Here is a 22,780-nt window from a genome sequence, read left to right as displayed (position 1 = left end):
TGGTAGTCATTATAGCCTTACTATCTGGAGTTTATGTGGAGATGAATAGGACGTATACTATTTGATTTAGATGATACGTTACTTGATAGGGATATGGCAGTAGATAAATTGTTCTCCATTATTTTAGAGAAGTTTTATGAGGATGTTAAGCAACATGCAGTAAAAAACATTATGTTACAGAAATTCAAAGAATATGATAAAAAAAGCTATGGTCACAGTGATAAAGTAATGGTTTTGGAATCATTTTTTAATGAATTCCCATCGAAATATAGATTACCACGCAATAGCATTCAAGATTTTTGGAATAATAATTTTCCTAAATGTTTTTCTATAAACCAAAGTACTATTAATATTATAAATACTATAAAGTTGCATGTTAAAGTTGGAATTATAACAAATGGATCAACTCAGAGACAAAAAGCTAAAATAATTAACACGAATTTGAATCGTCATTTTGATACAATCATTATTTCTGAAGAAACGGGATTTAGTAAACCTGACAAACGCATATTTGAATTAGCATTAAAGAAGCTAAATGTGCAACCAGAAGATGTACTGTTTGTTGGAGATGACTTAGAAAAGGATATTGCTGGTTGTCAAAATGTAAATATAAAGGGTATATGGTTCAATCCTAATATGATTAAGAATAACACCGACACAAAACCGTATGCTGAGATTATCAACAATAGTGATAGATCACCCTTAATTTCATTGACCGTATAATAAGAGTAAAAATAATATTCATTTACAACAGCATAAGAGAAATATTGAGTCCCATTTATGTGTGTTAATCTAGCGCTACAAAGCATGTTTAATATATGCCTTATACATTATAGAGGAGTGAGACTATGGAATTAGAGAAAATAGTAACCGGCGGAATAAATATTGCTGTCGTAAGAAACGATACGTTAGTAATATCTGATGTTCAATCTGCATTAGATCTTTTGGCAACAGTTCAATATGAAGTAGATTCAAAGCGTATTATTATCCACAAATCTTTAATAAGTGAAAGTTTCTTTGACTTAAAAACACGTCTTGCGGGTGATATTCTTCAAAAGTTTATAAATTACAGAGTAAAGATTGCTATCGTTGGGGATTTTTCTATGTATGCTAGTGAAAGCTTAAAAGACTTCATTTATGAATGTAATAATGGAAATGATATTTTTTATTTAGCAACTGAACAACAAGCAATTGAAAAGTTAAGTTCATTGAAGTAAATGATATAAAGTGTATTTCGAAAGAGGCATCCGTTATGGTGTCTCTTATTTGTATTCTGATACAAAGATGTTTTCGAAATTTGTACCGGTACAGTAATTGTAAATGTACATGGATACAGTACCTCATAAAATTTACAATCAGCATATATTAGTTTAACTTATAATTTTTAAGGGGTGCTGAATATGACAAGTTTACAACATCAACTTTTTACAAGATTGAACCTTGAAAAACGTACTGAAGTAAAATTTGAAGAATTAAGTACAATACTCTTTGCATTTGCGCATACAATACCGTTTGAGAATTTAGATGTTATAGTAGGTAATACAAATGAAATTTCAAAAGAGAACTTACAGAAGAAAATATTAACAAGTTCGCGTGGCGGGCTTTGTTACGAATTAAATACTCTTTTCTACTATTTTTTAAAAGACTGTGGTTTTAATGCTCAGCTAGCATTAGGAACAGTTTATAAAAATGATATTAATGCATGGGCACTTGAGGACGGACATATTACTATTATTATAAATTTTGATAATGAAACATATTTAATTGATGTAGGGATTGCTTCGTTGGTACCTCTTGTTCCGGTTCCGTTTTCTGGGCAACCGGTTTCTTCTAAAAACGGCATGTACCGTGTGAGACGGAAAGATACAAGCAAAGGAAACTATGTTTTAGAAAGAATGGATGTTGATGAAGAGTGGAAAGTCTGTCATGCTTTTTATAATCATGTTATTGATGAGTCAATTGTAAATGAGGTTCAAAAAAAGGTGATAGAAGATGAGAAGTCTATTTTCAATAAAGGGCCGATTGCAGTAAAGTTGACGGATTCTGGTCATGTTTCCTTAACGAATACTAGTTTAACTGAAATTATTTACGGAGCAAAAAGTAAGCGTGAAATTACAGGGAATCAATATAGAGAACTATTACATTCACTTTTTAATATTGAACTATGAAAAAGTGAATAGCCGACTCCTATTTGGAATCGGCTATTTTGTTATTTCGAGCCAAGTAGGTTCCGTTCTCAATTTAAAGTTTGATTTTCTTAATAGATATAATACACTAGAACAGTATAAAAAATATATAAAATGAATATTGAATGTAGAGGAAGATTATTATGTCAGTTATCGATAAATTGAAACTTAATAAGTATACGAATATGGTGGTTATTAACGAACCAAACGATTATGAAGTGTTTGGAGATAAACCAACTACATTTTCTAAAGAGCATGATGCTGTTTTTATTTTTGTAGAAACGCTTGATGAGATGGTAGAGCATACAAATTTCATTATTAAAAATGAAGATTTGTTACTTGAGAAAGGTTATGTATTTTTTGCGTATCCGAAAAAAGGTAATGCTCGTTACAGTACTTTTATTCATCGTGATGAAATGTTTCCAGCGTTAAATGTTGGAGAAGATGGATATGTAGGAAATAGTGATATTAAATTTGCGCGAATGGTAAGTATGGATGACGTTTTCACTGTTGTTGGTTTAAAGCGTGAAAAGAAAAAAGCAAAGAAAACGCCTGCTGCGAGTCAATGTGTTGCTGATTATGCAGATCGAATTCAAGATGTTGAAGCATTATTAGCTAATCATCCGAATGAACTTAAATTTTATCAAAGTTTAACACCTGGATATCAAAAAGATTGGGCGCGTAATTTATTTTCTGTTAAACAAGAAAAAACACGTGAAAAACGTCTTGAGAAAATGATTGAAATCCTTTCACAAGGATATAAAACAATTGAATTATTCCGTAAGAAGAAAAAATAACGATTAGGAAAGTCACAATGATGCGACAATTAATTGGGATGAGTACATTGAAAAAAGGAATCCTTACATTATACTAAAGGATGTTCTTATATTTTTATATTATGCAAAAGAGAAAAGGTGTTTGAAATGAAATCGTATATTGTTGTTGGATCTGGAATTTTAGGGGCATCTACTGCCTATCATCTTGCTAAGGCCGGTGCAAATGTAACAATTGTTGATCGTCAAGAGTTAGGTCAAGCAACTGATGCAGCAGCAGGTATTGTCTGTCCGTGGCTGTCGCAACGTCGTAATAAAGCATGGTATAAAATCGTTAAAGGCGGTGCACGTTACTATTCTTCGTTAATTCAGCAATTAGAAGAAGACGGTGAAACGGATACAGGTTACAACCGTGTAGGTGCAATTAGTTTACATACTGATGAGAAAAAACTAGATCAAATGGAAGAGAGAGCGTATAAACGCCGTGAAGATGCACCGGAGATTGGTGAAATCACTCGCTTATCAGCTGAAGAAACGAAAAAATTATTCCCAGCATTATCGGAAGAATATAGTTCTGTTCATATTAGTGGCGCTGCGCGAGTAAATGGAAGATTATTACGCAACGCATTAATAAGCGCTGCGAAAAAACATGGTGCAACTTTCATAAAAGGTGATGCAGTATTAGTCCGTGAAGGGAATCATATTACGGGAGTTAAAGTAAACGACGAAACAATTGTAGCGGAAAAGGTAATGGTAACTGCAGGCGCATGGGCGAACGAAATCTTAAACCCATTAGGAATTAATTTCTTAGTTACGTTCCAAAAAGGACAAATTGTTCATTTACAAATGGAAAATATAGCAACAGAAAATATGCCAGTTGTTATGCCGCCGAACGATCAATATATTTTAACATTTGACAATGGCCATGTCGTAATTGGTGCAACGCATGAGAATGATACTGGTTTCGATCACCGTGTAACTGCAGGTGGTTTACATGAAGTATTCCATAAAGCGTTAACAGTAGCGCCTGGTTTAGAAGATGGTACAATGATTGAAACAAGAGTTGGCTTTAGACCGTTTACACCAGGATTCTTACCTGTTATTGGCCCACTCCCTAATTTTGAAGGCATACTCATTGCGAACGGATTAGGCGCTTCGGGTTTAACTGCGGGACCATACTTAGGATCTCAACTTGCTAAACTGGCATTAGGACAACCAATTGAATTAGATTTAAGTGATTATGATGTTGCTGGGGCAATGGAATAGTAATAAACAAAAAAGATTAGGAGTGATTTCCTAATCTTTTTGTTATGTTATTTGGGCGTAACTAAGTATTTTGGGAGGTAGGAGTTCTTTTAAACAAAGGGTACCACCACATCGTTATCAAGCTAAGAAAATAGATAACCCACAAAACGAAAATTTTTTGCCCTTTATAGCAACGAAGTGCATTTTTATCATTTGAGGTATTAGAGAAGAAAGGTTGAATCGTTCAATATAGAGGCGAATATCAAACATATCAGAAATATAAACAATAGCCTCAAAAACTGGAGGCTATTCAATTTCACAATCTATTATGAGCAATTACAATAGGTACGCTCTTTAAAGTCTGTCCCATCGATGAATCCGTAAAATGATGAATAACATCAAACCCCTTAACTTGATGGATATTAGCGAACCGTTTCACAAATGAAATTAAAGCGAGGGATCCCAATTAAAGTTTTTTAAACCTAATTGGACTTACCATTAAGAGAGCGAGGATTAATGTAATCCATGCATTGCTATATGAAAACAATCCCATACCAGCCAATGGTAATCCAGCAGCTGGAATAGGTAATCCCTTAAAATATCCAATGGTTGGTTTTACACTAAATTTAGCTAATCTTAAAGCACCCATCGTTGGAAAAAGGATAAATGCCAAAGAAGTTAAAATAGATGGTGTTGCTATCGAATGAAATAAAAGTGCAGGAGCAACTCCGAAACTAACAATATCAGCTAAGGAATCCAATTGTACACCAAACTCACTGTTCACTTTTAATTTTCTCGCAATTCTTCCATCAAGGAGATCTAAAACAGCTGAAAAGAAAATAAAAATGGAGGCTACTTCCAAATAGTCACTCATATTCATGGTAATTGAAAAAACACCGCACAATAAATTTCCAATCGTAAATAAATTGGGTACAGCTTTTACTATTTGATTGAACAAGGTTGTCCCCCCTAAGTTGATCAAACTTCACATTTATGTAGCATTTTCTATATATTCTTCCGTTATTCTTGAAAATATATGACCACTGTATGCTAAGTAAATTTCGACAAGAGAAAAGCCGATTTCCTGTACGTTATGTTGGTTTATAAACATGTTTGATCAAAGGTAAGTCTATTCTCTCTAAAAGTTGCATTATATCTTCATATAGTCATAAAATTAATCTGTGGTCGAAAATGCGTAAAGAGCAGCTAGAATGAATTACTGAGAATACGAAGAATAAAGGAGAGAAACGGAGTAAAAACTAAAAAAATTAGATAAGGAAAATGGAGAGATGAATTAAATGTTAAAGATCATTAAACATTTAAAACCATTTGTTACTTCCATCATTGCAGTTGTATGTCTTTTAACTGTGCAGGCAGTATGTGATCTATCACTGCCAGACTATATGTCTAACATTGTCAATGTAGGGATTCAACAAAAAGGTGTAGAAAATGCAGTACCTGAGGTTATTCGTAAAAGTGAAATGGATAAACTTACGCTCTTTATGAATGAAAATGAGAAGAAAAAAGTAGCTGACAACTATGCGCTTTTAGATAAGAACAACCTCTCTCAAAGTGAACTAAAAAATGACTTAAAAGATTATCCGCAGCTTGATAAAGAACCACTTTATAAGCTACATACAGAAGATAAAAATATAATTAACGAACTTAACAATATCTTTGGGAAACCAATGTTAATTACACAAGGAATTGAAAAAGGCGGCGCATCTGCTTTCCCTCCCGCTGCGACGGGTGACAACAAAACACCAGCGAAGCTTCCGCCAAATACAGATCCTTTTGCAGTCATTGCGAAACTTCCTCAAGATCAAATCAATGCAATGAAAGAAAAGGCAGATGAAAAGTTTAAGAATATGCCAGGCAGCATGGTAACACAATCAGCCGTTTCATTCATTGAGAATGAGTATAAAAAGATCGGTATCAATATAGATAAGCTTCAATCTAATTTTATTCTTACTTCCGGCGGGAAAATGCTGCTTTTATCCTTAGTAAGTATGGCAGCTACCGTTATCGTGAGTTTACTTGCTGCAAAAGTAGCTGCTGGACTCGGCAGAGACCTTAGAAAGAAAGTATTCCGGAAAGTTACAAACTTCTCGAATGCGGAGTTTGATAAGTTTTCCACTGCATCTCTAATCACAAGAAGTACAAATGATATCCAGCAAGTTCAAACACTTATGGTTATGATGCTCCGCATTGTATTCTATGCACCAATTTTAGGTATAGGCGGTATTATTAAAGTACTTACTACAGACCTTTCAATGGGATGGATTATCGCAGTTGCAGTAATCGCGATTTTAAGCTTAGTCATTGGTTTATTTAGCATCGCGATTCCTAAGTTTAAGAGTATCCAAAAGTTAGTAGATAAAATTAACTTAATCACTCGTGAATCTTTAACAGGTATGCTCGTTATTCGTGCTTTTAATAATCAAAAACATGAAGAAAAGAAATTTGAAAAAGGAAATCAAGATTTAACAAAAACAAATTTATTTGTAAGCCGTTTAATGTCATTTATGATGCCAATGATGATGTTTATCATGAATGCCGTTACTGTACTTATTATTTGGGTTGGATCACACCAAGTGGATATGGGACATATGCAAGTTGGTGATTTAATGGCATTTATGCAATATACAATGCAAATCATCATGGCCTTCTTAATGATTTCAATGGTATCTATTATGGTTCCGCGTGCTTCAGTTTCCGCACAACGTATCGCAGAAGTTTTAGATACTGACATTACCATTAGTGATGTAAAAGAGCCGAAAACATTTGCTTCAGACAAGAAAGGTTACGTTGAATTTAAAAATGTTGTCTTTAGATATCCAGGAGCAGAAGAAGATGTGCTTTCCAATATCACCTTTACTGCAAAACCTGGTGAAACGACAGCTTTCATCGGAAGTACAGGTAGTGGTAAATCAACATTAATCAACTTAATTCCACGCTTTTACGATGTCACAAGCGGCCAAATATTAATAGATGGCACGGATATTAGAGAAGTATCTCAGAAGGAATTAAGAGAGAAAATTGGTTATGTACCGCAAAAAGGAGTTCTCTTCTCAGGTACAATCGAGAGTAATTTGAAATACGGTAAGAAAGAAGCAACTGAAGAAGAACTCGCAAAAGCGGCAGAAATCGCGCAAGCTATGGAGTTTATTAACGAAAAACCTGAAAGCTTCCGTACAGAAATATCACAAGGTGGTACGAACGTTTCCGGTGGTCAAAAACAAAGACTTTCTATTGCACGTGCTCTTACGAAAAAATCGGAAATCTTCATATTCGATGATAGTTTCTCAGCTCTTGACTTTAAGACAGACGCAGCATTGCGCAGAGCTTTAAACAATGAGATTACAGGAAGTACTGTTTTACTTATTGCCCAAAGAATCAGCACAATCATGAATGCCGATAAGATCATTGTACTTGACGAAGGAAAAATAGTTGGAACTGGTACTCATGAAGAGCTTATGGAAAACTGTGAAGTTTATAAGCAAATTGCTTTATCACAACTTTCAAGAGAGGAGTTGTCATCATGAGTGATAAAAAAATAGAAAATAGAAAACAAGGCGGTCCTGGTCCTGGCGGTGGCGGTCCTATGGGCGGCGGCATGAGAAAGATTGAGAAGGCAAAAAACTTCAAAGGAACGATGAATAAACTCCTTCAATACTTGAAGCCCTATAAATTATCAATCTTAGTCGTTATCCTTTTCGCAATCGGTAGTGCAGCCTTTACAATCGTTGGTCCAAAAATTTTAGGAAATGCGACAACAAAACTTTTCGAAGGACTCGTAAGCAAAGTATCAGGAGCAACCGGTGCGGCCATTGACTTTACCTATATCGGAAACATTGTCATTTTACTTCTTGGATTATATATACTGAGCACTGTGTTTGGTATTATCCAGGGGTACATTATTTCTGGAGTAGCTCAAAAAGTATCTTATAACTTCAGAAAAGAAATCGACGAAAAAATTAATCGTATGCCGCTGAATTACTTTGATAAAACAACGCACGGCGAAGTATTATCGAGAATTACAAATGACATAGATACGGTGAGCCAAACGTTAAACCAAAGTATGTCGCAAATCATCACATCCGTTATTACAATCATCGGTGTACTTATCATGATGTTATCAATCAGCTGGCAAATGACATTAGTGGCGCTTTTAATATTGCCAGTATCGATGATTCTCATCATGGCAGTCGTAAAACGATCACAAAAATACTTCAAATCCCAGCAAGAATATTTAGGACACGTAAACGGTCAGGTCGAAGAAATTTATAGTGGTCACAATATCGTAAAAGCCTTTAACAAAGAAGAAGAAGAAGTAAAAAAATTCGAAAAGGTAAATGATACCCTTTACCACTCCGCATGGAAATCTCAATTTTTATCTGGAATGATGATGCCGATTATGACATTTATCGGTAATATCGGTTACGTCGCTGTATCTATTTTAGGCGGATGGCTTGCGGTAAAGAGAACCATCGCAGTTGGAGACATTTTAGCCTTTGTGCAATATGTTAGAAGCTTTACGCAACCAATCGCTCAAGTAGCGCAAATCGCGAACGTACTTCAATCCACTGCAGCTGCTGCAGAAAGAGTCTTCGAATTTTTAGAAGAAGAAGAGGAAGTGCCAGAAGCAGAAAATCCAGTGAAGCTGCAAAAAGTTCAAGGAGAAGTTACCTTCCAAGATGTTCAATTTGGATACAATCCAGATAAGATCATCATCAATAATTTCTCATCTAACATTAAACCTGGACAAAAAGTAGCAATCGTCGGACCAACCGGAGCTGGTAAAACAACGATTGTAAAACTGTTAATGCGTTTCTATGACATAAATAGCGGTGCAATATGTATCGACGGTCACGATATAAAAGACTTCACGCGAGAAGACCTGCGCAGCATGTTTGGTATGGTACTGCAAGACACTTGGCTATTTAACGGACCAATCATGGAAAATATCCGTTACGGTAGACTCGCTGCTACAGACGAAGAAGTAATTGAAGCAGCGAAAGCAGCTCACGTTCATAGCTTCGTAAAAACATTACCAAATAAATATCAAATGGAACTAAACGAAGAAGCAAGCAACGTATCCCAAGGACAAAAGCAACTACTAACAATTGCTCGCGCCCTTCTAGCGGATCCGAAAATATTAATACTCGACGAAGCAACAAGCTCCATTGACACTCGTACAGAAGTACTGATTCAAAAAGCGATGGAAAACCTTATGGAAGGTAGAACAAGCTTCATTATCGCTCATAGATTATCAACAATACGTGATGCAGATTTAATCCTTGTCATGAAAGATGGGGATATTGTAGAACAAGGTAATCATGAAGAGTTATTAAAAGCTGATGGTTTCTATGCTTCGCTTTATAATAGTCAGTTTGAAGGTGCGGATGCTTCTTGAGTTAGGTGTCCCGAAAGTCCATTTATATGACTAAAACCCACGGTGAAAATTCATTTTCTTCGTGGGTTTTTATCATTTTTAAGGTATCGTAAATTCTGTAATGTCTTAGTGTTTCTCCTCTTTCTCCAGAGATAAGGAGCATTTCTTCCCCATTAATTGTTGCACAACGGATAACCGGTTTAATTAAAGGGAATTATCAAAAAGGGTACTAGTAAACAGAACAAGCCAAAGAAATGGATAAGGAGTGAGCAAGCGATGGACAACATGATTAATACGGGCAACTTTGGTTTACAAAGGGGACCTGCTCAAAAAACGGTTGGCCAGTATTTGTTCGATTGCCTGAAACTGGAGGGTATTACCGAAATTTTCGGCGTCGCAGGGGACTATAATTTTACACTTCTTGATACTTTGGAGTGTTATAACGGCATCCGTTTTATAGAAGGGCGAAACGAACTAAACTCGGGATATGCTGCAGATGGTTATGCAAGAATCAAAGGAATATCGGCTCTTATTACGACCTTTGGGGTCGGGGAGCTCAGTGCCTGCAATGCGATAGCGGGAGCCAACAGCGAGCATGTGCCGATCATACACATTGTGGGTGCGCCTCCTGAGAAGGATCAAAAAGAGCATAAGCTAATGCATCACACCTTAATGGATGGAAATTTTGACGTCTTTCGCAAGGTGTATGAGCAGATTACGGCATATACCGCGGTGCTTACGCCGGAAAATGCCAAGATTGAAATTCAGACTGCGATTCGCATTGCTAAGGAAAAGAAAAAGCCGGTATACCTGGTTGTGGCTAACGATTTAGTGACCAAGCCGATTAAAGTCTGGACAGAGCCAGTACCACCACGTTCAACATCCAACCCGAATACCCTTCAGGCTGCAGTGAATCATGTCCGTACGCTTTTGGAACGTGCCCACCGACCAGTTATCCTGGTGGATGTAAAAACGATACGATTCGGCCTTCAGACAGCAACGCGGCAGCTAGCCGATGTAATGAACGTGCCTGTTGTAACGATGCTGTACGGGAAGGGGGGATTCGACGAGACCCATCCAAATTATATCGGAATGTATCTAGGCTCTTTCGGGAGGGCTGAAGTCCAAAGTACGGTGGAGAATGCAGATTGTATCATTGCGATTGGCATGGTATGGGCGGACACAAACACCGCAAGTTTTACCGCAAAGCTGAACCCGCTGATCACTGTCAATATTCAACCAGATATGGTTAAAATCGCTGAGGCGGAATATCCGAATGTTCTTGCAGCCGACGTGCTACTTGCCGTGCAGAAGGTGGGTTATAAGGGAAAAGGTTTGACAGAAAAAATTTCATTCCCTTACGATCAATTAACAACTACTGTCGACGGACCTCTATTGGCGGTCGACTATTATCCGCGTTTTCAGCGCATGCTGAAAGAGGGTGATATTGTAATCGCCGAGACCGGAACGCTCTATAATGGAATGGGAGAGGTAAGACTGCCGGGCAATGTAACATATATTGGGCAAGGTGGATGGCAGTCCATCGGTTACGCAATCCCTTCTGCGTTCGGTGCTATTATGGCCGCGCCGGAACGCAGAGTATTGCTGTTTACAGGTGACGGCGCCCTGCAGCTAACAGCACAGGAAATCAGTTCCATGCTCTATTACGACTGCAAGCCCATAATCTTTATATTGAACAACGATGGTTATACAATTGAGAAATATTTAAATGTCAAAACAGAGGATCAAAAGTACAACAAAATCCCTCGATGGTCTTACACCAGGCTGGCCGAAGCTTTTGGAGGTAACGCGTTTACCGTTACGGTCCGGACCTATGGAGAGCTTGATCAGGCTATAATTCATGCTGAAAAGGAAAGCGCCGAAAGACTCTGTATAATTGAAATGATCGCAGGGAATCCGATGGACGCACCTGAATATATGCGACGGATGCGTAGTTATATGGAGAAGCAGGAAATGCAGCGCAGTCAGAAATAATATCCAATTCCCTAGTCCCTAATTGGATACTAATTGAACCGTTCTAATCATATTCTTTTAATAAAATGCAATTAAAGGGGTGTAAAGTAAGTTGACAAAAGTTAAGGTTAGTTTACGACCCATTGCAAGTAAGTTCAATTTACCTACTGTTTTGAAAACAACTATACTACCAGGTGACTCAATTGAAAGGTTATTTATTGCAACTCAGGTAGGAGAAATCTTTTACATAGGAGACGGAGTTATAAGGACTTTTTTAGATATTCGCCCGCGAATCATAAAATTAGGCACATCTGAAGAAGGGGTTTCTAGTAGTGGTTATGATGAGCGAGGATTGCTAGGACTAGCGTTTCATCCACAATTTTATCAAAACGGTTTATTTTACCTTCATTATTCAGTAGCTGGCACTCAAGGTCCGGGTGCCCTTTCTGAACCTTTTAAACCTAATCCATGTGATCCGAAAACTTTAAACTTAAAGTGGGTAAATAGAGATACTCAATATGATCATATTGATACAGTTGAGGAATGGATTTTACAATCACATGGTCAACCTCAAAAACGACGGACATTACTTAACATAAGAAGGCCCTTTTTTAATCATAACGGAGTCAATAGTTTAAACTTTTCACCTGAGACTGGAAAACTTGTTTTTACAAATGGAGATGGTGGATCGGGTTATGATCCATTTAATTTAAGCCAGGATGATTTAGAAATAGCGGGTAAAATAATTGAAATTGATGTAAGTAAAAATACATTCATAAATAACCCTCCAGTAGTTACGCGCTTTAATGAGTTTCCTTTATCTATACAAGAAACACTTACAGTAATTGCGAAAGGGGTTCGGAATATAACAGGTATTTCATTTCAAAGGTTTTATAATCAGTATATCAAATATGTTGGAAATGTCGGTCAGGATATTGTAGAGTCTATTTTTTCGTTTGTTCATTATAAACCCATACCGGTTACTGAACTTATTCAAATGTATGTAATGAGATTCACTCCCACTCAAGATGGATTTATTAATTTTGGTTGGCGAGGATGGGAAGGAGAATTTCCTACTTCTTTTATAAGGCACTGTTCTGAGAATCCTACTTTGGATGAGAGAACAATGGCTTATTATAATGAAACAATTCAAACGTCAGCGAGGCGTATCCAGCCCCTAATTAGTTATTTTCATAAAGATTCCAGACCGGATAAGTTTGGAGGAACTTCACTTACAGGAGTTCAGCCCTATATGGGAACTACAATCCCAAATTTATCAGGTAGCGTCGTGTTTACTGATCTTGCCAAGAAAGAAGAATCTCAATCTCCAGTAAAGGGAGTGTTAGCTTATACTAGAGCAAGTATAGACGATAAACGTAATGATTTTCATGTTATTGAAACCAATTATGATTTTGGTGCTCAATCAGCTTATTATGCTAGTTTAGGAACAAACTTAGATCAAACTAGATTATATTTAGGAGTTTACGGTTCTATGAAAGTAACTGATTTTAACAAAGGTACTATTTATGAAATTGTTCCTTGATACGATATAAACTCCAAGTCTAAAAATATAAGGAATTCAATCTTCTTTAAAACGCACGACCTGTTTCCCCCTTAAAAAACTTCTATGTATAAACGATTAGTAGAAAGTAACTCATAAACCATAAGTGTATGAATAATTATAGCAAGTGATGAATTGGGTATCTTTAGGAGGTATTTTGATGAATCGCTTTAGATGCTATTGGTATCAATGGATGATAGAGCAGGATGCGAATTTTGTTCATAAAAGAAAGGTGACTCCTGCAAGTAGGTTAGTCATTACAGCTTTACTCGGTTCATTTGCTGCTATTTTTCAATCTGCGGGGAACTTAATCCCTGGAATAGGGTTATTTATTAGTCCTTTTGCGACACTACCGATTTTTCTAGCTATTTGTTATTCTATTCGTGAGGGAGTACTCTCGTATATTCTTACTATTTTCCTATTATTCATTATTGAGCCAAGTGAACTAATTGTCTTTCCCTTTACTACAGGATTATTAGGTATAGCGTTAGGAGTATCCTTTTTGCAATTCAAGAGGAGGATTTGGGTAATTTCCTTTTCAGCGATATGTCTACTTATAGGAATTATGATCATTCTCGATATCTTCCGTTTTCCTGTACTTGGTCCTACTATTCATACAACTATGGATATAAAAGTTATTACATTAATATTTATACTGAGTTTTCTATACTGCTGGATCTATGCAGAGCTGTGTAGAATAATAATGAATAGAGTATATAAAGTATGGTCTTAACAATTGTATAAAATCTTTTTGAACGAATACACTTTCTCATATATTTTCAAAGATTGGAGATTTAAGTCATGTATAACGTTGAAATTAGAAGGCCGAATTTGGATGATATTGATGAACTAAATTTGTTTTTTCGTATAGTTATTACGAATACTTATAAAAACGAAGGGTTATCACAACTATTAGATGACATAGAAAATGAAATTAATTCGAAAAAGCAATATTTGAAAAATGATTTTGATAGTAATGGAGAAAATCGTTACTTTTTATTAGCAATAGATACAAGTAACGATAAAATCATTGGAACGATTGAAATCGGTCCAGCAAGTACATTAATTAATAGTTGTACAGGCGGTGTACTTAAGGACTTATATGAAATCGGGACAGTGTTTGTACTTACGGAGTATCAAAAAAAAGGTATAGGAAGTTTGCTGTTAAATGCAATGTTTATTACTTTACTAGGTAAAGGAATAACAGAATTTTGTTTGGATAGTGGATATAAAAACGCACAAAAAATATGGAAGAAGAAATTCGGAGAGCCTATTTATGTACTGAAGGATTATTGGGGCGAATCAAGTGATCATATGATTTGGAAAAAAAGTTTACATGATATACCTATAATATTTGAATTATAAAATGAAATATGTCTCTGAACATAGCTTTTCTTACATACTTATGCTATTATTTATCTTTATAATAAAAGAGGACGTGAATGAACTTGATTAAAATTAATATTCCTGAAACTGATGTTTCAATTACTGAACGTAAACAAGTTATTAAAGGAGACGAGCCATTAATTACTCCAATTAACGGTTTTATCGATTTCCACTTGTTCCCTAGAGATAAAGGCGGCATTTTTATGTTTTACAATATTAATGACGAACTTCTTTTCGTAGGTAAAGCTCGTAAAATTAGACAACGTATTAAAAAGCATTTTGAAGATAATGTTTCGCCAATCAAAAATAATCGTGATGAAGTATACCGTATCGATGCATGTATCGTAGAAGATCCAACAGAAAGAGAAATTTACGAAACTTACATCATTAATAAATACAAAGCGAAATATAACGTTGATAAAGTGTTTTATAAATAAACAACATTAGCGAAATGAAACAATCCTAGTACATACACTAGGATTGTTTTTATTTATATAGCTTTGTAATTTTTGTCCGTAATGATTTTCCTCGCATTTGTTCCTCCTTATAAGGGAATATATTATTTAATCGGCAGAATTTTTTCGTATTTTAAAGTAATGAGCGAGAACTAAACAAAGTACCCCTATAAATAATATAATAATTCCAAGAGTTTTATGCTTTCCTTCGAAGAAAGGTATGTCTGTAATTACATTTGTCATACATAAGCCTAAGAATACAAGAATAGGTCCAATCCAAAGTAATACGTTGCCTAATTTTGTGTGTTTCTCCATATAAACCCTCCTTTATTTTTACATATATATCCATCAATATTGCAATCCATAACTTCTAAATAAAAGTTAAAGTAAATCCCCAAGAGAAATATATTTTCTTTCATAACAAAAATTAAAGCATCATATATTGGTACAAGCAAATGAGAAAGGAGATCATCATGAATTGGCTAGAAGCTTTTATTTTAGGAATTATTCAAGGGTTGACAGAGTTTTTACCTATAAGTAGTACAGGTCACCTATATTTAGGGCGGCATATTTTTCAGTTAGATGAGGCAGGTTTGTTTTTAGATACGATGCTGCATATCGGAACTTTGCTTGCAGTGTTTATTTATTATAGAAAAGAATTTATTTATTTAATGAAAAATCCATTTTCAAAGCTTATGCTATTACTTATCGTTGGGACGGTACCTGCTGTCGTAATTGGCTTACTATTTAAAGACTTTTTTGAAGATATTTCAAAAACAGGTATAACAATAGGTTGGGAGTTTTTAGTGACGGGCTTATTTCTTTATATGGCCGATAAACAAAAGAATGGTCGTAAAAAAATGAATGATATTACATATAAAGATGCATTCATAATTGGTTCATTTCAAGCAGTAGCTATATTTCCAGCAATTTCTCGTTCGGGAATGACAATTGTCGCTGCATTATGGAGAAAGTTAGACCGCGAAACAGCGGCGTACTTTTCATTTTTATTATCAACACCAGCTATTGTCGGAGCTATCATCTTGCAATTTGCAGATGTTTTTCAAGGGAAAGCAGAATCTATTTCTAGTACATCATTAATTGTCGGAACATTATCAGCAGCGTTCTTTGGTTACATAGCAGTTTCATGGATGATTCAATATTTAAAACGTCATTCTTTAAAAGTATTCGCGTATTACGTATGGGGATTAGGTATTTTAATTTTAACGTTGCAATTCACAAAGGTGTTTTAAATATAATTAGCAAGGAATTATTAGTTAAGATCCTGTTCCATTCATACACGACAGGATCTCTTTTCATTAAGGGGGAAAAAATGTTTACTAAGGCTATCGTTATCGGTGGAAGTATAGCAGGGAAACTCGTCGCAAAAGCTTTATCAAATAGGTTTGAAGAAGTAATCATTTTAGAAGCCGGAGAAAGATGGGATGGAAAAGGACCTCGTAAAAGAGTTCCACAAAGTAATCATCCGCATGTGTTATTAAAAGGCGGCGAAGAAGCACTTGAGGAGTTGTTTCCTAACATTACTAATGAATTAATTGAAGCAGGTAGCATTGTAAATAACTTTACTCGCGATTTAAAATGGCATCAGTTCGGCCTATGGAAGCAGCCTTTCAAAGGCGAAATAAATATGATTCAGCAAAGTCGTCTTCTATTAGAATCTCATATTCAAAAACGAATTGAACAAGTTTCAAATGTTACTACGAAGTATGAAATGTTGGTTGAAGGATTACTAGTAGATAACAAACTTAATAAAGTCTATGGAATAAGAGCTAAATGTTTGAAAACAGAAATGAAAGAAGACTTTCATGCAGATCTTGTTGTTGATGCAAGTGGATTTGGTTCAAAAAGTATAGATTGGTTACAAGAATACAATTTTGAAGTACAAGAAGAGAAAGTAAGAATTGATTTGTTTTACGCAACTAGAATGTTTAGGCTCAAAGAAAAAGAGAAATTAGACTGTTGTAATATGCTTATGTCTCCAAGTTTTCCTGAGAATCCTTATGGTGTTCTAATTCAAACGATTGAAGATGATCGTTATTTTGTTACTTTTAGTGGATATGCAAATGAAAAAGCACCGCAAACTGATGATGAATTTTATGATTTTGCTGAAAATCTATCAATCCCTAATGTTACAGAGTTTCTAAACAAATCTGAGGCGATTACCGATATAAAAACGTACAAAATTCCATATCAAGTACGCAGGCGATTTGATCTAGTTAATAATTTACCTGAAAGATTGTTAGTAGTTGGAGATGCGCATTGTCGTTTTGATCCAGTTTTCGGACAAGGTGTTTCAGTTGCAGCTATGGAAGCTCGCCAATTGCAGTTATTTCTTAAAGGAATAAATAATTTGGATAAAACGTTCACTCAAACGTTTTATAAGCATGTTTCTAAGATTATCAAAACACCTTGGGAAATGACGACAACGGAGATAGCACGTCATCCTAAGTTACAGAAAGAATTAACTATGAAACAAAAATTTCAGCAATGGTATACGAAACAAATATATCAGCTTTCTGCAAGTGATTCTGATATTTATATTCGGTTAGTCAGAGTTATGAACTTAATTCGAAGTCCTTTTCATCTTTTTCATCCTAGAGTATTACTTACTGTATTACTCAGACGAAGGAAATAGCAGGGAAATTGTTGTTTAAAAAAGAATGTATAACAGTTAGTAAATCAAGAAGGGATAAACGGGATGGAAATATACATAGAACAATTAAAGAATCAAGATGCTGAAGATTTATTTAATTTTGAACTCACGAACAAATCATTTTTTGAAACAATGGTACCAAGTCGTGGTTCTAATTATTACGTGTATGAATACTTTCAAAAGCAACTTGACGAACTATTAAAAGAACAAACTGAGGGGATTTCTTATTTTCATCTCATACGTAATACAGAAAGAGAAATTGTAGGACGTATCAATTTAGTTGATGTAGATAAGGAAAAACGAATTGGGTCGTTAGGCTACCGAGTTGGAGAGAAGTTTACAAAAAAAGGAGTTGCAGCATCATCTGTAAAATTGATTTTGGCTCAAGCAAGAGTCTATGAAATTAATGAAATACATGCTATGACAACAACAAATAACATAGCTTCACAAATTGTATTAGAAAAGAGCGGATTTTCTCGTGAAAAGGAAGCGGATACAACTACTGTAGATTTAAACGGGGAAAACGTAAATTTCGTACATTATATTTGGAGGATTACTAAGGATTAAAAATAATAGGGGGACATGTACATGAAGGATTTACGGTATCCAATAGGCCAATTTACTTATGTAGGCACTATTACAGAAGAAATAATTGATAAATGGATTCAAGAAATTGAGGATTTACCTAATGAATTAGCAAGAGCGATAAAAGATTTAGATCAGAAGCAGTTAGATACACCGTATCGCGTTGGTGGATGGACTGTTCGTCAAGTCGTTCATCATGTTGTTGATAGTCATATGAATAGCTACATACGCTTTAAATTAGCGCTGACAGAAAAGAATCCAACTATTAAACCGTACAAAGAAGAAAAATGGGCAGAGCTACCTGACTCAAAATTACCAGTAGATGTTTCACTTGTAATGCTAGATTCATTACATAAAAGATGGGTTAACTTATTATATTCTTTAGAACCGGCAGATTTAGAAAAGACATTTAATCATCCTGAATCAGGAGAAAAAAAACTTGCTGCTGCAATTGGACTATATGCATGGCACGGTCGTCATCATACAGCTCACATTACTTCTTTAAGAGATCGTTTAAATTGGTAACATTAGAGAAGGCGACAGAAATTGATGCAGAGATTATATTTCAAATGCAAGTAGAATCATTTAGTTCATTATTAGAAAAGTATAAGGACTATGAAACAAGTCCGGCAAATGAACTTATTGAAAGAACGATTTCAAGAATAAATAATCTGGACGGTGGATTTTATAAAATTTTCGTAAATACGAATCTTGTCGGAGCGATATGTATATCACGTAAAGAAGAGGCATCTAAATTTTGGATTAGCCCGATGTTTATTATTCCAAACTATCAAGGGAACGGAATTGCTCAAAAAGTATTAATTTTAATCGAGGAGATGTTTCCGGAAATAACGACTTGGGAGCTTGCTACAATTTTAGAGGAAGAACGAAATTGTTTTCTATACGAAAAGATGGGATATATAAAAGCGGAATTTAAAAAGAAATTAAATGATAAAGCAACATTAATTTATTATAAAAAAGAAAGGTAAAGCACATTTTAAATGCTTTACCTTTTTACATTATTTTAGATTGAATATACAAATTTAATGTATATTCTTCCAAAATGTTCGGGTTAGTAATTTCTAATTCGAATAAATATACAAAAATGAACTATTTTGTCGTATATGTTACTAACGCTTTTTGAATACTTAAAATGCTATCATCGCCTTTAAATTCTTTCGTAATTGGCGCGCTCAAACTAGACACCCATATTTTAAGTTCTGCATCTAAATCAAAATGCCCAGCTGTTTCAATACTAAATTGTGTAATACTTTTATAAGGGATAGAATGGTATTCTGTTTTTTTACCAGTTACTCCTTGTTTGTCTACTAAAATAAGACGGCGATTTGTAAATACGATTAAATCACGAATTAATTTATAAGCATGCTCAACTTTCTCATCATCTAGCATAATCTTTTCTAAATCACGTTCAACGCTTTCTGTACTCGCACTTGATGCATTTCCTAAAATACCACTAAATAAACCCATATGAAATTCCTCCTTTATAATATGTGGAATGAGTTTCTTATATTGTACCATGCTATTGGATAAGACATTATGACATAAGTTCAATAGTTTTTTGTTATTGTTGCAATTAATTTATATAACCTCATCCTAAAATCTTGTGCTAACATGTAATTAAGAAAATAGAAGCAGAGGGATTGAGCATGAAGAATATCGGTTTAGTATTAGAAGGCGGCGGAATGAAAGGGTTATATACTGCAGGAGTACTCGAATATTTTATGGAAAGGAGCTTATTCTTTCCGTATGTAGTCGGTGTATCCGCTGGAGCGTGTATGGGAGCAACATATTTGTCACGTCAAAAAGGAAGAAATAAGAAAGTAAATACAGAGCTAGTAGCAGATCACAGGTATATATCTTATCGAAACTTAATTCGAAAACGTGAATTATTTGGAATGGATTTTTTATTTGATGAAGTACCAAACAAAATTGTACCGTTTGATTTTCAAACCTTCCTAAATTCAAATGAACAGTTTGTAATCGGAACGACTGATTGCGAATCAGGACAGGCAGTTTATTATAATAAAATAGAACATGGAAATGATATTTTGAAAATCATTCGTGCTTCAAGCTCTGTGCCATTTATTGCACCTGCTGTAGAATATGATAATCGAAAACTGTTAGATGGAGGGATTATAGATCCTATTCCAGTTTTCAAAGCACAGAATGATGGTTATAAAAAGAACGTTGTTATTATGACAAAGCCAGAAGGATACGAGAAGCAGCGGAATAAATTTTCTGGACTGTCTAAAATTTTATATAGAAGATATCCGAAAATCGCAGAACTTTTAGTAGAACATTATCGTTTTTATAATGAAACTGTATCTTATATGAATCACAACGAACAAAAAGATAATTTTTATGTAATTCAGCCAAGTATACAACTTCCTATAAGCGGTATAGAGAGAAATAAAGAAAAGCTCGTTAATTTATATAATCTTGGGTATAAGGATGCTCAATATCATTATAAAAACTTATTGAATTGGATGGAGAAATAAAGGGGTGGAACGTTGCTATTAGGAAAAAAGGTTATTTTTAATGAATTACAGAAAATGCATAGTCCTCTGCATAAGCCATTTCCTTATCGTGACACACGAAAATTGCAGAAAGACTATAAAAATACATTTACAGAAGATGACTGTATTAATGCCGATTTAAATTATTATTGGATGCATACAGCAGGAACTTTGAGTAGGGTACTTAATAAAAACGAAAAGAAAATTTTGTTTCAACAAATACTATGGCTACGAAAATCGTTTTTTGAATGGTTTCCGCAATATCGTTTTCTTAAAACAGGAATTATAAAGTACCCCATTTTATATAGAGATTTCATGAATTATGAAAAGGCTCGGAAACTGTTACTTTACTACCTTACTGAATAAAGACGAAAACGCACAGGTTAAATAACTTGTGCGTTTTTTGGTTCATAAAATATACAGTATTTCCAACTTGTTTATATAGGAATTCTAATGAGAAGAAAGAAGTACTTATAAAATACTGCAGAGGAGGGAAGAGGATTTTAGTTTTGCGGTCGTTTGCCTTTAAATCATTATTCATCATGTAAATGTTAAGTGACAAAAAAGGTTTTTAATTCTTATTGGACTATCAGGCAGGTTAGTTAACTTGTGTTCAACAATTGTGTCGGATTCTTGAGAATTACTTTCAAATATTGTTAGTTATTTATGTTAAAATATTCCGAGTGAAATCAGGTTCTTATCGATGTTATAAAGTATCAAGCAAAATAATTCAGAATCGAAGAAGGGACAGTACTAACATGGAAAATGTATCAAATGTAGATAAATTGGAATCAATAAAATCTTTACAATCAACAATCAATAAATTAGAAAATGCTTTGTCGCAGATGACTCAAAAAGGCGCAAATACTACTTTAGTAAAGAAACGACTGAAAGCTGTTTGCATCGGCTTAGCAATGCTAGAAAACGTTTGGAATCAAAGAACCCATCATTACACCCTGGAAGAGTTAGCAGAAGCTCGTAATGTCATTACTGGTTTGCTGCCATCAATCAAGAACTTTTATGATAAGTCAAAGGCTGGTAGTCCCCAAAGAACACTTTTAGAAAGAAGAATAAAAGCGTTGGAACAAGCTATTCAAGCAATTGATAAATTTTCTAATAAATAACCGATTTAAAAGGATGCGTTAGTGCAATAAGAATTAAACAAATTTAAAGAGCCTTATTACAAATAAAATGTAGCAAGGCTCTAATTACAGTAAGTTTGAAACATATTCTTTCTATATTTCAATTTTAAATACTACACGTAAGATTCATCTTTATACACCACATGATTATTCTCGCACTTCACACCTTCAAGGACTTCTTATTACATCGGCTAATCAGTATACATTTCATCTTCAATTTCATATAACAGCAGGATAACTTGAAAACGAACCTCTTTTAACGGCTAATAAGCGCTTATATAGAGCTTTAAAAGATAAGGGATACCAAATCACTTATGAAGAGTTTCAAGGTGGTCATGGCGGCGTTTGGTGGCGAGAAAAGTTATTTGATGGGTTGAAAGCATTAAAACATTCAAAAACAACACTATAAAAATAAAATGAAAAGAGGAATGAATCTATGAATCAAGATGAACTAGATAAAAAGCTAAAAAAACAAGAAATTTTAGTGAAAGATGAGAAAGTTTGGTCATTCACGTATGAGGATCATATTAGTTCTATTGTTAAACAGGCAGAAAAGAAAGGAGCTTTTAATGATTTACCTGGTAAAGGGAAACCTCTTAATCTTGATAAAGACCTTTCGTACAATCCTGAAAAGCAACTGTATAGAACTTTGGCAAATAATCATGTTTTACCTAGGTGGATTGAGCTTTCAAAAGAAATTGACGATTTAAAAGAAAAACTAAAAGAAAATACAAATACAGCAGAAGCAGCGGATTTAATTCGAACTATAAATAAAAAAGTTATAGAACATAATTTACTTTGTCCACCAAGTGCGCAAAAAATGAGGGTGAAAACGGATTTTTAACAATTTTCAATCAAGCTATCTCT

At 34.6% G+C, this 22,780-nt stretch carries 23 protein-coding genes and 1 pseudogene; 21 read left to right on the top strand and 3 right to left on the bottom strand.

Annotated features, from left to right (window positions below; translation table 11 throughout):
• Window positions 1–54: 54 nt before the first annotated feature.
• From JTF23_RS21145 to JTF23_RS21125, 5 genes are all read left to right on the top strand, one after another.
• Window positions 55–723 (top strand): HAD family hydrolase, encoded by a 669-nt coding sequence (locus JTF23_RS21145; protein ID WP_204209634.1) that lies wholly within the window; start codon window positions 55–57, stop codon window positions 721–723.
• 125 nt (window positions 724–848) lie between these two features.
• On the top strand, window positions 849–1,217 hold the full coding sequence (locus JTF23_RS21140) for a DUF4180 domain-containing protein (protein WP_204209594.1): 369 nt from the start codon (window positions 849–851) through the stop codon (window positions 1,215–1,217).
• Window positions 1,218–1,400: 183 nt separating this feature from the next.
• Window positions 1,401–2,168, top strand: a complete 768-nt coding sequence (locus JTF23_RS21135) for an arylamine N-acetyltransferase family protein (RefSeq protein ID WP_078173662.1) — start codon at window positions 1,401–1,403, stop codon at window positions 2,166–2,168.
• Window positions 2,169–2,329: 161 nt separating this feature from the next.
• The gene (locus tag JTF23_RS21130; protein WP_204209592.1) at window positions 2,330–2,983 is read left to right on the top strand and encodes a YdeI/OmpD-associated family protein; all 654 of its coding nucleotides are present in this window, start codon (window positions 2,330–2,332) and stop codon (window positions 2,981–2,983) included.
• A 126-nt stretch (window positions 2,984–3,109) separates the two neighbouring features.
• Window positions 3,110–4,225, top strand: coding sequence for an NAD(P)/FAD-dependent oxidoreductase (locus JTF23_RS21125; protein WP_204209590.1), 1,116 nt, complete (start codon window positions 3,110–3,112; stop codon window positions 4,223–4,225).
• Window positions 4,226–4,670: 445 nt separating this feature from the next.
• Here the strand turns inward: JTF23_RS21125 and pssA are convergent, their stop codons facing one another.
• Window positions 4,671–5,162, bottom strand: coding sequence for a CDP-diacylglycerol--serine O-phosphatidyltransferase (pssA, locus tag JTF23_RS21120; protein ID WP_002085344.1), 492 nt, complete (start codon window positions 5,160–5,162; stop codon window positions 4,671–4,673).
• A gap of 340 nt (window positions 5,163–5,502) precedes the next feature.
• On the opposite strand from pssA, the gene JTF23_RS21115 reads away from it, so the two are divergent.
• The 7 genes from JTF23_RS21115 (at window position 5,503) to JTF23_RS21085 (ending at window position 14,957) form a co-directional block, all read left to right on the top strand.
• Window positions 5,503–7,749 (top strand): ABC transporter ATP-binding protein, encoded by a 2,247-nt coding sequence (locus JTF23_RS21115; RefSeq protein ID WP_204209589.1) that lies wholly within the window; start codon window positions 5,503–5,505, stop codon window positions 7,747–7,749.
• A complete protein-coding gene (locus JTF23_RS21110) occupies window positions 7,746–9,620 on the top strand; it encodes an ABC transporter ATP-binding protein (protein ID WP_204209587.1) in 1,875 nt (624 codons plus the stop codon). Before JTF23_RS21115 ends, JTF23_RS21110 begins: the two co-directional genes overlap by 4 nt.
• Before the next feature lie 255 nt (window positions 9,621–9,875).
• On the top strand, window positions 9,876–11,594 hold the full coding sequence (locus JTF23_RS21105; protein ID WP_204209585.1) for an alpha-keto acid decarboxylase family protein: 1,719 nt from the start codon (window positions 9,876–9,878) through the stop codon (window positions 11,592–11,594).
• Window positions 11,595–11,685: 91 nt separating this feature from the next.
• Window positions 11,686–13,116 (top strand): PQQ-dependent sugar dehydrogenase, encoded by a 1,431-nt coding sequence (locus JTF23_RS21100; RefSeq protein WP_204209584.1) that lies wholly within the window; start codon window positions 11,686–11,688, stop codon window positions 13,114–13,116.
• A gap of 178 nt (window positions 13,117–13,294) precedes the next feature.
• Window positions 13,295–13,867, top strand: coding sequence for a YybS family protein (locus JTF23_RS21095; protein WP_002161642.1), 573 nt, complete (start codon window positions 13,295–13,297; stop codon window positions 13,865–13,867).
• A 68-nt stretch (window positions 13,868–13,935) separates the two neighbouring features.
• On the top strand, window positions 13,936–14,499 hold the full coding sequence (locus JTF23_RS21090) for a GNAT family N-acetyltransferase (RefSeq protein WP_204209582.1): 564 nt from the start codon (window positions 13,936–13,938) through the stop codon (window positions 14,497–14,499).
• A 77-nt stretch (window positions 14,500–14,576) separates the two neighbouring features.
• Window positions 14,577–14,957: a nucleotide excision repair endonuclease gene (locus JTF23_RS21085; RefSeq protein WP_071151297.1), complete on the top strand. Its 381-nt coding sequence runs from the start codon at window positions 14,577–14,579 to the stop codon at window positions 14,955–14,957.
• A gap of 126 nt (window positions 14,958–15,083) precedes the next feature.
• Here the strand turns inward: JTF23_RS21085 and JTF23_RS21080 are convergent, their stop codons facing one another.
• Window positions 15,084–15,290: a hypothetical protein gene (locus JTF23_RS21080; RefSeq protein WP_204209580.1), complete on the bottom strand. Its 207-nt coding sequence runs from the start codon at window positions 15,288–15,290 to the stop codon at window positions 15,084–15,086.
• 158 nt (window positions 15,291–15,448) lie between these two features.
• Here JTF23_RS21080 and JTF23_RS21075 point away from each other — a divergent pair, with 158 nt between their 5' ends.
• From JTF23_RS21075 to JTF23_RS21055, 5 genes are all read left to right on the top strand, one after another.
• A complete protein-coding gene (locus JTF23_RS21075; protein ID WP_204209578.1) occupies window positions 15,449–16,228 on the top strand; it encodes an undecaprenyl-diphosphate phosphatase in 780 nt (259 codons plus the stop codon).
• A gap of 80 nt (window positions 16,229–16,308) precedes the next feature.
• Window positions 16,309–17,631, top strand: coding sequence for an FAD-dependent monooxygenase family protein (locus JTF23_RS21070; protein ID WP_204209576.1), 1,323 nt, complete (start codon window positions 16,309–16,311; stop codon window positions 17,629–17,631).
• 63 nt (window positions 17,632–17,694) lie between these two features.
• A complete protein-coding gene (locus JTF23_RS21065; protein WP_204209574.1) occupies window positions 17,695–18,216 on the top strand; it encodes a GNAT family N-acetyltransferase in 522 nt (173 codons plus the stop codon).
• Between the two features lie 21 nt (window positions 18,217–18,237).
• Window positions 18,238–18,759, top strand: coding sequence for a YfiT family bacillithiol transferase (locus JTF23_RS21060; RefSeq protein ID WP_204209572.1), 522 nt, complete (start codon window positions 18,238–18,240; stop codon window positions 18,757–18,759).
• Complete coding sequence (locus tag JTF23_RS21055; RefSeq protein WP_204209570.1) at window positions 18,699–19,223, top strand: GNAT family N-acetyltransferase; 525 nt, start codon at window positions 18,699–18,701, stop codon at window positions 19,221–19,223. Before JTF23_RS21060 ends, JTF23_RS21055 begins: the two co-directional genes overlap by 61 nt.
• Window positions 19,224–19,344: 121 nt before the next feature.
• Here the strand turns inward: JTF23_RS21055 and JTF23_RS21050 are convergent, their stop codons facing one another.
• Window positions 19,345–19,722: a PH domain-containing protein gene (locus tag JTF23_RS21050; RefSeq protein ID WP_002110143.1), complete on the bottom strand. Its 378-nt coding sequence runs from the start codon at window positions 19,720–19,722 to the stop codon at window positions 19,345–19,347.
• Window positions 19,723–19,901: 179 nt separating this feature from the next.
• On the opposite strand from JTF23_RS21050, the gene JTF23_RS21045 reads away from it, so the two are divergent.
• From JTF23_RS21045 to JTF23_RS28260, 4 genes and pseudogenes are all read left to right on the top strand, one after another.
• Window positions 19,902–20,753 (top strand): patatin-like phospholipase family protein, encoded by an 852-nt coding sequence (locus JTF23_RS21045; protein ID WP_204209568.1) that lies wholly within the window; start codon window positions 19,902–19,904, stop codon window positions 20,751–20,753.
• A gap of 12 nt (window positions 20,754–20,765) precedes the next feature.
• A complete protein-coding gene (locus JTF23_RS21040) occupies window positions 20,766–21,137 on the top strand; it encodes a YxiJ-like family protein (RefSeq protein WP_078181449.1) in 372 nt (123 codons plus the stop codon).
• Window positions 21,138–21,529: 392 nt separating this feature from the next.
• Window positions 21,530–21,895 (top strand): hypothetical protein, encoded by a 366-nt coding sequence (locus tag JTF23_RS21035; protein ID WP_204209566.1) that lies wholly within the window; start codon window positions 21,530–21,532, stop codon window positions 21,893–21,895.
• A 91-nt stretch (window positions 21,896–21,986) separates the two neighbouring features.
• A pseudogene (locus JTF23_RS28260) lies at window positions 21,987–22,757 on the top strand (DnaJ family domain-containing protein); the annotation flags it as partial.
• Window positions 22,758–22,780: the final 23 nt, after the last annotated feature.

The sequence above is a fragment of the Bacillus sp. RIT 809 genome (genome assembly GCF_016892495.1).
GTDB classification, from domain to species: Bacteria; Bacillota; Bacilli; order Bacillales; family Bacillaceae_G; genus Bacillus_A; species Bacillus_A cereus_U.
Note: the sequence above shows the minus strand (reverse complement) of the source record. Positions and strands in the feature narration are given on the sequence as shown.

What these genes read in the sequence shown, in the direction of transcription:
- JTF23_RS21085 (WP_071151297.1), top strand. Translation starts at nt 14,577, where the DNA reads ATGAACTTGATTAAAATTAATATTCCTGAAACTGATGTTTCAATTACT.
- JTF23_RS21135 (WP_078173662.1), top strand. Translation starts at nt 1,401, where the DNA reads ATGACAAGTTTACAACATCAACTTTTTACAAGATTGAACCTTGAAAAA.
- JTF23_RS21125 (WP_204209590.1), top strand. Translation starts at nt 3,110, where the DNA reads ATGAAATCGTATATTGTTGTTGGATCTGGAATTTTAGGGGCATCTACT.
- JTF23_RS21050 (WP_002110143.1), bottom strand. Translation starts at nt 19,722, where the DNA reads ATGGGTTTATTTAGTGGTATTTTAGGAAATGCATCAAGTGCGAGTACA.
- JTF23_RS21065 (WP_204209574.1), top strand. Translation starts at nt 17,695, where the DNA reads ATGGAAATATACATAGAACAATTAAAGAATCAAGATGCTGAAGATTTA.
- JTF23_RS21075 (WP_204209578.1), top strand. Translation starts at nt 15,449, where the DNA reads ATGAATTGGCTAGAAGCTTTTATTTTAGGAATTATTCAAGGGTTGACA.
- JTF23_RS21095 (WP_002161642.1), top strand. Translation starts at nt 13,295, where the DNA reads ATGAATCGCTTTAGATGCTATTGGTATCAATGGATGATAGAGCAGGAT.
- JTF23_RS21080 (WP_204209580.1), bottom strand. Translation starts at nt 15,290, where the DNA reads ATGGAGAAACACACAAAATTAGGCAACGTATTACTTTGGATTGGACCT.
- JTF23_RS21055 (WP_204209570.1), top strand. Translation starts at nt 18,699, where the DNA reads ATGGCACGGTCGTCATCATACAGCTCACATTACTTCTTTAAGAGATCG.
- JTF23_RS21110 (WP_204209587.1), top strand. Translation starts at nt 7,746, where the DNA reads ATGAGTGATAAAAAAATAGAAAATAGAAAACAAGGCGGTCCTGGTCCT.
- JTF23_RS21115 (WP_204209589.1), top strand. Translation starts at nt 5,503, where the DNA reads ATGTTAAAGATCATTAAACATTTAAAACCATTTGTTACTTCCATCATT.
- JTF23_RS21045 (WP_204209568.1), top strand. Translation starts at nt 19,902, where the DNA reads ATGAAGAATATCGGTTTAGTATTAGAAGGCGGCGGAATGAAAGGGTTA.
- JTF23_RS21060 (WP_204209572.1), top strand. Translation starts at nt 18,238, where the DNA reads ATGAAGGATTTACGGTATCCAATAGGCCAATTTACTTATGTAGGCACT.
- JTF23_RS21140 (WP_204209594.1), top strand. Translation starts at nt 849, where the DNA reads ATGGAATTAGAGAAAATAGTAACCGGCGGAATAAATATTGCTGTCGTA.
- JTF23_RS21105 (WP_204209585.1), top strand. Translation starts at nt 9,876, where the DNA reads ATGGACAACATGATTAATACGGGCAACTTTGGTTTACAAAGGGGACCT.
- JTF23_RS21130 (WP_204209592.1), top strand. Translation starts at nt 2,330, where the DNA reads ATGTCAGTTATCGATAAATTGAAACTTAATAAGTATACGAATATGGTG.
- JTF23_RS21070 (WP_204209576.1), top strand. Translation starts at nt 16,309, where the DNA reads ATGTTTACTAAGGCTATCGTTATCGGTGGAAGTATAGCAGGGAAACTC.
- JTF23_RS21035 (WP_204209566.1), top strand. Translation starts at nt 21,530, where the DNA reads ATGGAAAATGTATCAAATGTAGATAAATTGGAATCAATAAAATCTTTA.
- JTF23_RS21090 (WP_204209582.1), top strand. Translation starts at nt 13,936, where the DNA reads ATGTATAACGTTGAAATTAGAAGGCCGAATTTGGATGATATTGATGAA.